The sequence below is a fragment of the Streptomyces sp. BV286 genome, from assembly GCF_019090165.1.
In the GTDB taxonomy this organism is placed as follows: Bacteria; Actinomycetota; Actinomycetes; order Streptomycetales; family Streptomycetaceae; genus Streptomyces.
On record NZ_JAHRIB010000164.1, the window covers coordinates 21,812 to 34,213 of the forward strand.

A 12,402-nucleotide genomic window follows, 5' to 3' on the forward strand; every position below is an offset into this window, starting at 1 on the left:
GAGGAGGAGAAGGAGGAGGAGGGGCAGGAGGAGGAGGGGCAGGTCGGGCGTCACAGGCTGAGGACGTCGAGGCTCCACTCCAGTGCCAGGACGCCGCCGAGACCCAGGATCGCGAGCACCGTCGTATAGGTGGTCCGTACCTTGATCGCCTCGATGACCGAGAGGTTGAAGTACTCCTTGAACAGCCAGAATCCCGGGTCGTTGACGTGGGAGAAGGCGATCGATCCGCAGGACACGGCGAGGACCATGATCTCGGGGTGGATCCCGCTGCCCGCGAGGAGCGGGAGCACCACGCCGGAGGCGGTGACGACGGCGACGGTCGCCGAGCCGAGCGCCACCCGCAGGATGACCGCGATGAGCCACGCGAGGACGATCGGCGAGATGGACCAGCTGTCGGTGGCGTCCTTGATGTAGTCGGAGATCCCGCCTTCGACGAGGACGTTCTTGAAGGCGCCGCCCGCGCCGATGACCAGAAGGATCATCGCCATCGACTGGGCCGCCGAGGTGCACGAGGCGTTGACGTCGGCGAGGCTGCGGCCGATGCGTGGTCCGAAGGCCCAGATCGCCAGGAGCAGGGTCAGCATGAGCGCGATCGGCGCCGAGCCGATGAAGGCGACGAAGTTCAGGAGCGGGCTGTGGCCCGAGGTCGCCATGTCGATGACGGCCGCGCCGGCGATCAGCACCACGGGGAAGAGCGCCACGAACAGCGACCAGCCCAGGCCGGGCATCTCCTCGTCCTCGAACTCGCGGTCGCTGACCAGGCCCTTGGGGATGGACGGGTTCATGGCCCTGATGAACGGCAGCCGCGGCCACAGCAGGGCGATGAGCGCGCCGGCCGGGACGGCGATGAACAGGCCGTAGAACAGGGTGTGTCCGACGGAGGCGTGGAAGGTCGCGGCGACGGCGGTGGGGCCGGGGTGCGGCGGCAGGAAGCTGTGCATCGTGGACAGGGCGATCGACATCGGCAGGCCGACCCACAGCAGATTGGCCCCGGTGACCCTGACGAGCGTGAACGCGATGGGCACGATGATGATGAACGCGACCTCGTAGAACATGGTCACGCCGATCAGCATGGACGTGACCACCATGGCCACCTGGACCCAGCGTGGTCCGAAGGCGTCCAACAGCTTTCCGGCTATCCGCTGGGCGGCGCCGGAGTCCCCCATGACCCGGCCGACCATGGCACCGAGGCCGATGGTGAGCATCGTGTCGCCGATCTGGCCCCCGATGCCCTCCGCGAGGACGTCCGGGATCTCGGCCACCGGTATGCCCCGGACCAGGGCGACACCCACCGCCACGAGCAGCAGCGCGGCGAAGCCGTTGAGTTTGGTCCGGGTCATGAGGAACAGCAGCGCCAGAACGCTGATCCCGACTACGAGCAGAGGCATGGCAGTTCCCCTTTGAACTGTTGAGCTGTATTCGAGGCGTCGTATGTCAGGCGCCGTATGTCAGGCGTCGCCGCGTCGGCGTACCGCTCCGACCAGAGCCAGGCCGGCGTCGAGGATCCGCTCCAGCTCGGCGAGGTCGTCGTCGCCGGGATCGGTGAGCGGGGCCCGTACGAGGCCGACCGGCAGCCCCCGCAGCCGGGCGGCGGCCTTGACGAGCGAGACGGCGTACCCGGGCACGCGGTCGCGCAATTCGACCAGCGGAACGTAGAAGTCGCGCAGGAGCTTGGTGAGCGTGGCGTCGTCGTCCTCGCGCAGGGCGGTGAAGAAGGCGCCCGCGATCTCGGGGGCGAAGGCGTGGACGGCCGACGAGTAGGCGGGGACACCGACGGTGGCGTACGCGCGGGCCTGGATCTCGGCGGTGGAGGCACCGTTGAAGAAGAGGAAGCCGTCGGGGGCGGCGAACGTGAGGCGCTGCAGGCGGTCGAGGTCGCTGTGCCCGTCCTTGAGGCCGACGACCGTGGGGATCTCCGCGATGCGGCGCAGGCCGTCGGCGGTGAAGGTGACCTGCCCGCGCTGGTACGCGATGAGCGGCAGCCGGGTGCCGGCGGCGATCCGGCGCACCTGCTCGACCAAGCCGTCCTGCGGGGCGCCGACCAGGTAGTGGGGCAGTACGAGCAGGGCGTCCGCGCCGGCGTCCTCGGCGATCCGGGCGAACCGCAGGGCCTGGGCCCAGCCGTAGCCGACGCCGGCGACGACGGGCAGGCGACCGTCGACGATCTCGACGGTGGCCCGGACCACGGCGCGGTACTCGTCCTCGTCGAGCGAGAAGAACTCCCCGGTTCCGCAGGCGGGGAAGACGGCGCCCGGGGCGTCCGCGTCAGGCCCGCCGGCCAACTGGGCGGTCAGGTAGGCCCGGTACGCCGGCAGGTCGAGCCCGCCGTCGTCACGGAAGCTCGTCAGGGGGAAGGACAGCACTCCGCCCGCCATGCCGTCGCGCAGCCGCTGGGCCACGGCTTCGGTCTCCGCGCTGAACCGCATTCCGAATCTCATCTCCATATGCAGATGGCGTACATGTATGAGAACGGAGGTTAGGTCGGTGAACCGGCATGGTCAATGGGTGCGGCACCGCGGATTTACGATGTGGGCATGCCGGAGAGCAGCGGAGTCCGCGGAGTGAAGTCAGCGGCCCGCACGGTCGCGCTGCTGGAACTGCTCGCCACGCGCGGCGACCGGCCCGCCCGCCTGGACGAACTGGCCGAGGAACTGGGCGTACCGCGCAGCAGCATGTACCAGCTGCTGCAGACCCTCATCGAGTGCGGCTGGGTGCGCTCGGACACGACGGGGTCCCTCTACGGCATCGGGATCCGCGCACTGCTCACGGGCACGAGCTACCTCGACAGCGATCCGCACGTCCGCGTGGTGCGCCCGTATCTCGACGAGGCCTCGGACGCACTCGGCGAGACGATCCACCTGGCCCGGCTCGACGGCCCGGACGTCGTCTACCTCGCGACCCGCGAGTCCCACGAATACCTGCGCACGATCAGCAGGGTCGGCCGCCGGATCCCCGCCCACGCGGGCGCCCTCGGCAAGGCACTGCTCGCCGAGCGCCCAGACAACGAACTCCCCTTCTCCGAAGGCCCATTGGCGGCCTTGACAGACAACACACACACCACTCGCAGCACGCTGCTCGCCGACCTGGCGGAGGTACGCGAGCGCGGCTACTCGATCGACCGCGAGGAGACGGTGACCGGCATCGCGGGCTTCGGCTTCGCCCTGCGGTACGGCACACCGGCCACGGACGCCATCAGCTGCTCGGTACCGGTGGCCAGGCTCAGCGAGGCGCACGAGACCCGGGTGATCGCGGTCATGCGGGAGATGCGCACGAAGATCGAAAGCGTGCTCCCGTCGACATCGGGCACCCCGGACTGGCGCTGACCGACACGACCCGATCCCCCGTCCAGGCAGACGGCGGGACAAACGGCGACGACAGAAGGCTGCGGCAGAAGGCGGGACAAACGGCGGCGGCAGAAGGCGACAACAGAAGGCGGGCGGAACGGCACGAGCCCCGTCGCCGAGCAACGCCCCGGACGCCACGCAGAACAGGCCCGATCCGACCACGGCACCTCACGAAGACCGACCCCCGCCGGCCCGGCCCACGGGGGCCTCACCGCCCCACCCCTGATCCGGTACGCTGTGATCCGAGCGTCCCTGGCAGACGCTGCGGCGTACACACCATCAGCACCCCACACCGCAGCAACACCACCGGCCCGCTCAAGCTCCGCCTTCGTAGCTCAGGGGATAGAGCACCGCTCTCCTAAAGCGGGTGTCGCAGGTTCGAATCCTGCCGGGGGCACCAGCCAAAAGGCCCCGGACCGATCATGGTCTGGGGCCTTTGACATCCACTTCTGACATCAACGAGGGCGGCCAGGTGGCCCGCCCGGTGACTCCGGGAACGCGACCCATCCTGAGACACAACTCGCCAATTCGTCTATACGACTATGCGTCTTGGGCTATACGAGTCTGAAGAAGTGGCCTCGTGCACCGCCGGTTACGTGGCCGGAAGTTGGTACGACAGCACGTACGCGTCCGCCGCCATGACTGTGTCGCAGACCTCTACGGGCCGCATTTCGGTGTCGTACGCGGTGCGGATGAGGTGGATCACCGGGACGCCCGAGGCGAGGTGCAGTGTCTTGACCTCGGTCGGCGAGGGCATCCGGGCCCGGATCTCTTCCTCGAAGTGGTCGAGTTGGTGGCCCAGTTCTTCGAGGCGGGCGTAGATGCCGCCGGGGCCGGGGTTGGGTTCGGCGATCTGTGTGCCGCGGGCGATGTCGAGGGGAAGGTAGGAGGTGGCGAACTCGACCGGACGACCGTCGAGGAGGTACCGGCGCCGCCGGGCGAGCACGCGTCGTACGGTCCCGAGCCGGGCGGAGATGTCCTGCGTGGCCTTCTCCTCCTTGACCTCCAGGCTGTCCACCTTCGGGTGACTGCCGGCGGCATCCGCTTCGACGATGAACGCGGACTTCCCCTGTTCACGATGACGCCGGGCGAACCGGTCGGAAGCGAGACGCCGTACAGGCGGTCGTGGCCGGACGAACACTCCCTTGCCGTGCTCCGCGTGCACCAGGCCCTCGCCCTGGAGGACGGAGAAGGAGTTGCGGACGGTCATCCGGGAGACGCCATAGTGCTCGACAAGCTCAGCTTCCGAAGGCAGCTTCTCCCCTTCGTTGAATCGCCCACGGTCGATGGCCTCGCACAGCTGGTCGGCGATCTGCCGGAACACCGCACGATCGCTCGTCGGATCCAGGCCACCGAGCAGGGAGCGTAGAGAGGTCACGAGCACTCCTTTAGGTATCTAGACGAGTGGGCGAGTGTTGTTGCTACGGTTGAGAGCCTAGCGATCTGAGAGGGCCGAGGAACGTGACCGCTGACCGTCCGCACTCCGTGAGCGTTGCCGGAGTCATCGTCGACGACCAGGGCCGAGCTCTCTTGATCCAGCGGCGCGACAACGGCCAGTGGGAGCCCCCGGGCGGCATCGTCGAGCCGGAGGAAACCCTCCCCGAGGCGCTTCAGAGGGAAGTCCTCGAAGAGACCGGCATCAAGATCGCACTTCCTGCCACCCTCACCGGGATCTACAAGAACATGACGGGCCTCATCGTCTCCATGGTCTTCCGCTGCGAGGCCGCCGACGGCACACCCACCACCGGGGACGAGACCCGCGCACTGCGATGGGCCACCCGCGAAGAAGTCACCGACCTCGCCGACGAGGCATACGCGATCCGTGTCCTGGACGCTCTCGACGCGTTGTCCCCGCCAGCCGTCCGCGCACACAACGGCGTCAAACTCGTCTAGGCCGAACCCGCTGCACATGGCGGCCTACCAGCACGAAGGAACTTGTATGCACGAGTATACGAGCACCGCCCGGGTCTGGGGACTCACTTGCCCAGGATTCCCCGAAGAGGTCAGCAGGGCCCGCCGCTGGACACGGGACATCCTCAGAGGCTCGCCACTGGCCGACGACGCCGCAGTGATCGTGAGCGAGCTGAGCGCGAACGCGATCCTCCACACCGCCAGCGGCCGGCAGCCGGGCAGTTTCCATCTGGCCCTCGCGATCTCACCGCAGATGATCGCTCTGTCGGTCACGGATGACGGGGGCACCGGTCTGGCCCCAAAGGTCGAGCACCAGGACCAGGACCAGGAGGCGGAGCACGGCCGGGGACTGGGCATGGTCAGCGCGATCGCACACCGGGTCGTGATCCACGACAGCGACGGCGGCCACACGGTCACCGCGGAACTCTTTACCGGGGCCCGCCCAGGGGGCCACTCATGCTGATGGACAAGCCGCAGTGGGGCTACTGGTGTGAGTGCTGGACGGAAGAGCTTGCCGAGGGGACGGCGCCAGAGCTCCGAGCATCCTTCGATGCGCACTCAGCACCTCAGGCCGACAGGTGGGTAGCGGTGGCTCTCCGCACGATCTCACCGGCACTCGATGCCGACGCATCCGACGAGGCGTGGGGGTGGCTGTACGAGGGCCGCAGTCAGACCCGCCGAGCGCTCATACGGATGCAGCCCTGCACAGTCTCAGTGACCCACGCCAGCACCCGCATCACCTGGACCATCCACCCAGTCCTCTTCCTGCCACTCGCACACCGACAGGGCATCGAACTGCCAGCCTGCGCATACGACTTCAAACCCAGAAACATCTACTGACAACGAAGCAGCTGGTTCCGTCTCACGCCGTACGAGGCCCTCTTGGCTGACGCCGCCTCACAGGCTTTCCTGGTGCCAGGGGGAGGCATCTATGGCGGACGAGAACGACGTTCTACTTGAGCTTTGGAAAGGGCAACGCGAGGAGGCCCGCCAAATGGAGAATCAGCGGGCAGCCCTGACCAACATCGTGATCATCGTGACGGCAGCAGCGCTGGGGTTTCTGACCCAACATGGCCGCCTCGGGCTTCCATCTCTCGGCGTGACATTGCCTCTGAGTGTCTTGGGGACCTTTGGCGCCGTCGCTAGCGCCAAGTACGGAGAACGCTGGGCAGTCCATTCGGGCATGGCTGACCGCATGCGAGCCGAGCTTGGGACACGCCATCCTGGGTTGAACCTGCCGAGCCTGATAGCGGCGAACCAAGTAGAGCACCGGGAGGAGTTTCCTCGGTCCGCCAAGATGCGCATCTGGATCCTCTGGGCGACGCTTCACACCGCGATAGCCGCAGCCGGACTGCTCCTCAGCCTGTGGATCGCGGTAGACCAGCTGTGGCTAGCCTGAGCCGCACAGAACCCTCCAGGACCAGTGAGTTACAACTTTCTCTACTAGTTCAAGGCGCCGCGCAAGCGCGGCGCGCGCCGCAGCCCCCGGCCGGGGGCTGCCTCTGTCTCCGCCCCGGCTGCCCCCGGCCGGGCGGCGGCGCACCGAGCGCGGTACCAACCGAGAGAAACGGCCGGCACGAGGGTGGGGAAACCCGTTGTGGCTGGGGCGGTCGGCTCCACGGCTTTAGCCACCTCCCCGGTTCGGGTCCCGCGTCGAGCAAGACCAGGGGGCCACTCGTTCAAATTCCGGGCAGGATCACAGCCTGCCCGAGTTGCCAGCCAGCGTACGGCCCCCTGATCATGCTCGACCCCAAACCGGGCAGGACACCGGCCAAACCCGCTCCGCCGACCTCAGTGGTTCTAGGCCGGGCCGATCTACTGACTGTTTGGGAATTCCCTAAGGCGCACCGGCAGGTTTTTTCCCTCGGGGATCGAATCCTCCTCTGCAAGGAATTGATGAGCGGAATCATTGATATTTGGGAATGCTTTGAGCACTCCATCCGCATCACGCAAAAATTTTGCCGAGAGCATCACCATGTCTGTCACACCGAAGTGGAAGAGCCTTCCACTGATTGTGAGGGAGAGCGGTTTCAGTATCGATAGTTGGTAGTGCCCATCAAAGTCAATTTCACTGTCAGGTAGAGGGGAATCTACGGTAACTTCTTTCCATTTTTGGACGACTGTTTTGCCTTGCACTAGGGATGCAGCACGAATTACCGAACGAGCCTCTCGCATGGTTACCTGTGAAAGGTCGGGCGTGCTGATTTGTATGGTCGTACGTGTTTGGAGAATCGCGAGAGCTCGAACGTATTCCAATATCACGTCAGGGATTAGGGAGGAGCTCTCTTGGATGGTTTCGAGGTCTGCAAACGGTCCATATTTGCCAGCTACTTGCAGTTTATTGGGCGCTGTAAGTCCTGTCATGAACTCAAGGGCGGGAAGGGCGTCGACTGGATTTTTCCCTGCTACCTGACCGAACTCGAAATTCGCGCGCAGGCTGCGGTCATTTGCGTCCACCAGGACATCAATATGCAAAACTCCACTGGCGTCCGACCCGTGAACCCATCGGCCTGTTCCATCAAGCCCCGATGCTGTCACCGAACTGAAGAGGGCTTCACCAACTACGTCTCCTCCAGGCGTGACAACGCGGTAGCGGTTCTCAATTGTTTCACCGCCACCCGCTGGGGTGATTCGAACTCTCCCGTTCTCGTGTTTTCCGCCTAGGCCACCCGGCAGATCAATGCTGAACGAGGCGGAGGAAGTGAGTGGTTTCCCATACTTTCGCCAGGTCTCGAATGCCTCAGTGTCTCCTTCTTCAAATTCAAATCGCAATTGGATGGGAATGGGTCGCTCGTTAAGCGCCTCGGCGAACCGCTCGTAGATGCGGAACGTTACGCAAGATCCATCTGGCGAGATTTCCTGTGTGGCAGCGATGAGGCCAGGCTCGTCCACCAATTCTGGAGCAGAAGGGTCCAAGCTGATCCCGTAACGGAAGTGGGGATCACCGTCGAGCGCATCCTTGAGGCGGCCAAGATGTGCACCGATGTCGCCTGGCGACAGTACGGATGTCAAATCACCCGAATCGTTAGCTCTGAGCGGTAGATCTGTGCGCAGGATTTGGGCAACCTGTTCCACGGCCGACCTGATGCGGTCGCTGCCACCATGCAAGTAGTAATCCGGAACGAACCAATGCTTACTCGCCAGTGCTTCGCAAAAGAGATGGCCCTTCCATTCGATTGTGCGCCCTTCCGTCTCTCTCCATTCGATCAGTTTTGATTTTTCCGTCGCGGTGAGTTTAAGTTTCTTGTCGTTAAACATGCTTTTGATGACTTCATCAGGCATGTCGTTAAACCAGTTGAACATATTCTCAGGTGTTGGGTCGAGGGGCATTACGAGATACCAGTCGCCAACCGGTACATTCCCTCGAATTAGCCCTACCAGTGCTCGACGAAAAGATTTCTCGATCTGGCGTTTTTGCGATTCTGTCAGGTTCGTGGCAAATTTCTTGACCTGATAGACATCCTTAACCTCGGGGTGTCCGCGATGGGGAATCAGGACGTCAATCCCGTAGTCGCCTTGCGAGGGTCTAATTCGGGTTGCGTTAGGGTGCTCATTGTAGAGAAGGTTTGAAATTACTGCTTCGACTTCGTCGCCACCCAATGCGGCCCACTCTACCCGCGCCATTTCGCTGTCCCCATTCTTTTTGCCTGACTCGCGCGTCATATTTCCGGACCGGATCTCTTCAACTACCCGATACTCGGTGCGTAGGAGCCAAGACTGCGGCCCACGGAAGCTCTCGATCTGTGGGGTCCTGACGCGGTTCGTTCAAAGCCCAGACGTCAGCCCCGTACACCAGCTCGGCGCCTGCCGCTCGCAGCGTCTCGATGTGTCCCTCCCATGCCGGGTGTCGTGCATGTGCCGCGTTGATCCGAGGGAAGACCACTACCGGAACGCCGAGGGTGCCCAGTACTTCGCCTACCTGCGTCAGTGCTTGATTGTCGGCGATGCCCGCCGCGAGCTTGGCCACGTAGTTCGCGCTCGCCGGGGCGACGACGTAGCAGTCGGCCACCGGGTGTGGGCGAGGCTCATTCGGCAGGCGAGGCCCATCCCGCACCGGCAGCCGGTCAGTGCCTCCAGGCGTTCCAGCTCGCCGTTCGCCCTCAGCCATCGGCCGGCATTGGGCGTGAGGGTCACGGCTACCTGCCAGCCGAGGGCGAGGCCTGGCTCCACCAGTCCGGTGCGTAGCTGCTCGACTCCATCGGCTGCTGTGCCCACGACTCCAAGCACTCCGCGGCTGTCTGCACTCACGGTTCCACCACCCCGTATTGGTCCATCCCCACGGCCAGCAGTACAGCAGTACAGCAGAGAAGTACCGCAACCACAGCGACTATCAGCAACCGCTGCCGCTCCCCAGCCCCCGCGTGGACAGGCTGACAGACCTCAGCGACCACCACGCCGGTAGTTCGCATCGAGGGGCGCGCAGGCAGCCGATTCCTGACTCGACCATTGAGACTCCACCGACCCAGCGGCTAAGCCCTCATTCCGTCGTTCTCGAACTCCAAAACGGTGCGGTCCTCGGCGTCCCGAACCACTTTTACACCGGTAAGTAGATCGAAATCTCCGGTGATTGAAGCCACTACTCTGCAAACTGTAGAACCAAGATCGGAAAGTGCAATTACAGCGACGGCCAGAAAATGCCTAACGGTCTGATGCTGAACCTCGCTCACTGTCGGGAATACCGACCCGTCGCGCAGTCGTAAGCGGTTCATGAGTGCGCTTGGGCCTGCATGGATTGCGTCATTCCCTGCCATGTAGAAGCCGCGCATGTGCTCCATGTTCACCAGCTGCTCGATGTCACTGAACGGGATGGGTGGCCTGCGTCCAGGGAAAAGTGGCGCTGCCCAGCCATTCTGTTTGAAAAAGTCGTTCCCCCATGTTGCAGCTGCCCGACGCTCCAATTCTGCTTCCTGCTCGTCGAGTGGGTCAGGCGTCCCCCCTTGTGACGCGACAGCTCGCGCTTCCTTACGGGCCTCGGCGAGTGTCCAGGCGCCATAGCGATCGGAAACGCTAGTGTCCGCCTGCCCATGCACGGACAGCGCGAGCGTGATGACCCCGAGCTCATGCAAGCTCCTTGTCCTAGCCCTTACTGCTTCGGGGAAGCCATGCTCGGCTAGAAGTCTAATCTCGTTCGAAATTGAGCATGCTCGCGAGTGGAGAGACAATAGCAGAAGACATTTGAGGGCCTTTCCTCCAAGAATTCCTTGCACACCTAGAAGGCTACTCCTTTTGATTGATGGCTCATTATCCACGACCCATTCGCCAATCGCATCTTGAATGGCCGTGTTTAGCACTTCTGCAGTGGCCAGCACGTCATCGAAAAGGAGGAGACCTCGCCCCCATCTCCGCAAATGAGTGCGTCTGATCTTCGCCATCATCTTCTTGCGAACTCGATGCCTTTTAGCTATCGCGCTCAGAAACCAATTGTGATCGTCTGGCGTCAGTTCGTGGGCCAATCCAATGGCTTCGTCCATGGCTAATAGCAAGGCTTTTCCAGTCTCGTCTTCGTCTTGACTTGTGAAGGACCCTTTCCCGATCTCTTCATTAAGCTTGTTTACTGCATACCGCAAGAGTGCTGAGTCTTCCGGTTTCATACGCCTTCACCTCTCACGTGGGAAACCTGCCATTGAATCGCAGTCCTGGTCCGGGAGGCAAGGGGTTAAGGCTTCGCCGCGATGCTGTGGGAGCAGCGTGCACCCGCCAGGTCAGCCGCCTGCCGACAGGCGAAGATCCGGCTACCTCGCCAGTGATGCGCAACTCTGTGATCGCTCTTGGGCCGTCTCTGGGCCGTCCGAGGCCGACCAACGACGACCGACAGTGACAGTCGCCCCGCAGTCGCCAGCGGCGAACCCCCAGGTCACAGCCCCCCGACCAAACGGGATACCACCCAAGGGTGGACCTCAGGCAAGATGGGGTGTTTGTAACCGCCGGGCCCGGGACAAGAATGCCAATCGACTCAATGCCGATCTGTCCTGCCTGCGACAGTCCGTTGGAGGCCGGCGCCTTTGTTCTGTGCCGACGTGAGGACGATGACCGGCGCACCTGCCGCATGGTCTGGGGCTGCTCGAACCGGCACGTTTGGTGGAAGTGGGCAGACCGGCCGCGCGACCCGCTGGAGCCCTGCCCGCATCCGGATCTGTTCGACAGCTGACATCCACGCCTGACATCAACGCCAGCGGACATGGTCAGCCTTGAGCTACCTCGCATGACCGATGGCTCAGCAGGCATCCACCGCTGGCGCCGGAGCTGATCGAACTCCTAACTGATCGTTTCAGAATGAAGTTCGTTGTGGGGCTTGGCAGTTGGGTGTTGTGTCGGCACGATTTGTTGGGTGTCTGCTGATCTTGTGCCTGATGACCTGTGGGAACGTGTGGCCCCGTTGTTGCCTGCTCGTCCGCCCAGGCGGCGCCGGTATCCCGGGCGGTTGCCTGCAGATGACCGGGCTGCCCTGCGGGGCATCGTCTACGTGCTGTGCAAGAGCGTGAGCTGGCGGGACGTTCCGGCGGAACAGGTCGGCTGCAGCGGGGTGACGGCCTGGCGGCGTCTGCGGGACTGGACCGAGGCCGGCGTCTGGCCGCAGCTGCATGAGGTGCTGCTGGCGGAGCTGCGGGCCGCGGGTCTGCTGGACATGGACGACGCTGCGATTGACGGCTCGCACGTCCGGGCGCTCAAAGGGGGGCTCACACCGGACCTTCGCCGGTCGACCGGGCCCGGCCCGGCAGCAAGCACCACTTGATCGTCGACCGGCACGGCACCCCGCTGGTCGTCGCGCTGACCAGCGGGAATCGTCACGATGTCACTCAGCTGATGCCCCTGCTGGATGCGATACCCCGCATCCGCGGTGTTCGAGGTCGGCCACGTCACCGACCAAGCCGGCTGTTCGCCGACCGCGGCTACGACTACGACAAGTACCGTCGTCTTGTCCGGGCCCGCGGCATCACCCCGAAGTTCGCCCGGAAAGGCACCCCTCACGGCTCCGGGCTGGGGAAGACCCGCTGGGTCGTCGAGCGGACCTTTGCCTGGCTCCACCAGTTCAAGCGACTCCGGATCCGCTACGAGATACGCGCCGACCTCCACCTCGGACTCCTCCAACTCGCCTGCAGCATCATCTGCTTGAGACGACTCCGAATCTCATTCTGAAACGATCAGT

General features: G+C 64.0%; 12 protein-coding genes and 1 tRNA gene. 7 read left to right on the forward strand and 6 right to left on the reverse strand.

The window, feature by feature from the left end:
* Nucleotides 1-50 precede the first annotated feature (50 nt).
* Complete coding sequence (locus KUF83_RS29595; RefSeq protein ID WP_374106194.1) at nt 51-1,433, reverse strand: gluconate:H+ symporter; 1,383 nt, start codon at nt 1,431-1,433, stop codon at nt 51-53.
* A 15-nt stretch (nt 1,434-1,448) separates the two neighbouring features.
* Nucleotides 1,449-2,438 carry a 5-dehydro-4-deoxyglucarate dehydratase gene (locus KUF83_RS29600; protein WP_254644578.1) on the reverse strand — a complete coding sequence of 330 codons (990 nt, stop codon included), beginning with the start codon at nt 2,436-2,438 and terminating at the stop codon, nt 1,449-1,451.
* Nucleotides 2,439-2,534: 96 nt separating this feature from the next.
* On the opposite strand from KUF83_RS29600, the gene KUF83_RS29605 reads away from it, so the two are divergent.
* Nucleotides 2,535-3,323 (forward strand): IclR family transcriptional regulator, encoded by a 789-nt coding sequence (locus KUF83_RS29605; RefSeq protein ID WP_217458052.1) that lies wholly within the window; start codon nt 2,535-2,537, stop codon nt 3,321-3,323.
* A 345-nt stretch (nt 3,324-3,668) separates the two neighbouring features.
* Nucleotides 3,669-3,744, forward strand: a tRNA-Arg gene (locus KUF83_RS29610).
* 192 nt (nt 3,745-3,936) lie between these two features.
* Here the strand turns inward: KUF83_RS29610 and KUF83_RS29615 are convergent.
* Nucleotides 3,937-4,722 (reverse strand): GntR family transcriptional regulator, encoded by a 786-nt coding sequence (locus KUF83_RS29615; protein ID WP_217458053.1) that lies wholly within the window; start codon nt 4,720-4,722, stop codon nt 3,937-3,939.
* A gap of 107 nt (nt 4,723-4,829) precedes the next feature.
* Here KUF83_RS29615 and KUF83_RS29620 point away from each other — a divergent pair, with 107 nt between their 5' ends.
* The 4 genes from KUF83_RS29620 (at nt 4,830) to KUF83_RS29635 (ending at nt 6,654) form a co-directional block, all read left to right on the forward strand.
* A complete protein-coding gene (locus tag KUF83_RS29620; protein ID WP_217458054.1) occupies nt 4,830-5,237 on the forward strand; it encodes an NUDIX hydrolase in 408 nt (135 codons plus the stop codon).
* A gap of 46 nt (nt 5,238-5,283) precedes the next feature.
* Nucleotides 5,284-5,718: an ATP-binding protein gene (locus KUF83_RS29625; protein ID WP_217458055.1), complete on the forward strand. Its 435-nt coding sequence runs from the start codon at nt 5,284-5,286 to the stop codon at nt 5,716-5,718.
* Nucleotides 5,712-6,095 (forward strand): hypothetical protein, encoded by a 384-nt coding sequence (locus KUF83_RS29630; RefSeq protein WP_217458056.1) that lies wholly within the window; start codon nt 5,712-5,714, stop codon nt 6,093-6,095. Before KUF83_RS29625 ends, KUF83_RS29630 begins: the two co-directional genes overlap by 7 nt.
* A gap of 91 nt (nt 6,096-6,186) precedes the next feature.
* Nucleotides 6,187-6,654: a hypothetical protein gene (locus KUF83_RS29635; protein WP_217458057.1), complete on the forward strand. Its 468-nt coding sequence runs from the start codon at nt 6,187-6,189 to the stop codon at nt 6,652-6,654.
* 416 nt (nt 6,655-7,070) lie between these two features.
* Here the strand turns inward: KUF83_RS29635 and KUF83_RS29640 are convergent, their stop codons facing one another.
* From KUF83_RS29640 to KUF83_RS29650, 3 genes are all read right to left on the reverse strand, one after another.
* Complete coding sequence (locus tag KUF83_RS29640; RefSeq protein ID WP_217458058.1) at nt 7,071-8,918, reverse strand: hypothetical protein; 1,848 nt, start codon at nt 8,916-8,918, stop codon at nt 7,071-7,073.
* Between the two features lie 19 nt (nt 8,919-8,937).
* On the reverse strand, nt 8,938-9,363 hold the full coding sequence (locus KUF83_RS29645) for a flavoprotein (protein ID WP_254644579.1): 426 nt from the start codon (nt 9,361-9,363) through the stop codon (nt 8,938-8,940).
* A gap of 361 nt (nt 9,364-9,724) precedes the next feature.
* Complete coding sequence (locus tag KUF83_RS29650; protein WP_217458059.1) at nt 9,725-10,846, reverse strand: DUF5677 domain-containing protein; 1,122 nt, start codon at nt 10,844-10,846, stop codon at nt 9,725-9,727.
* A gap of 737 nt (nt 10,847-11,583) precedes the next feature.
* Here KUF83_RS29650 and KUF83_RS29655 point away from each other — a divergent pair.
* A protein-coding gene (locus tag KUF83_RS29655) for an IS5 family transposase (protein WP_217457892.1) occupies nt 11,584-12,392 on the forward strand; the annotation gives its coding sequence in 2 pieces (ribosomal slippage) (nt 11,584-11,923 and nt 11,923-12,392; 810 coding nt in all).
* Nucleotides 12,393-12,402 lie beyond the last annotated feature (10 nt).

What these genes read in the sequence shown, in the direction of transcription:
- KUF83_RS29600 (WP_254644578.1), bottom strand. Translation starts at nt 2,438, where the DNA reads ATGAGATTCGGAATGCGGTTCAGCGCGGAGACCGAAGCCGTGGCCCAG.
- KUF83_RS29605 (WP_217458052.1), top strand. Translation starts at nt 2,535, where the DNA reads ATGCCGGAGAGCAGCGGAGTCCGCGGAGTGAAGTCAGCGGCCCGCACG.
- KUF83_RS29625 (WP_217458055.1), top strand. Translation starts at nt 5,284, where the DNA reads ATGCACGAGTATACGAGCACCGCCCGGGTCTGGGGACTCACTTGCCCA.
- KUF83_RS29630 (WP_217458056.1), top strand. Translation starts at nt 5,712, where the DNA reads ATGCTGATGGACAAGCCGCAGTGGGGCTACTGGTGTGAGTGCTGGACG.
- KUF83_RS29635 (WP_217458057.1), top strand. Translation starts at nt 6,187, where the DNA reads ATGGCGGACGAGAACGACGTTCTACTTGAGCTTTGGAAAGGGCAACGC.
- KUF83_RS29640 (WP_217458058.1), bottom strand. Translation starts at nt 8,918, where the DNA reads ATGACGCGCGAGTCAGGCAAAAAGAATGGGGACAGCGAAATGGCGCGG.
- KUF83_RS29645 (WP_254644579.1), bottom strand. Translation starts at nt 9,363, where the DNA reads ATGGCTGAGGGCGAACGGCGAGCTGGAACGCCTGGAGGCACTGACCGG.
- KUF83_RS29650 (WP_217458059.1), bottom strand. Translation starts at nt 10,846, where the DNA reads ATGAAACCGGAAGACTCAGCACTCTTGCGGTATGCAGTAAACAAGCTT.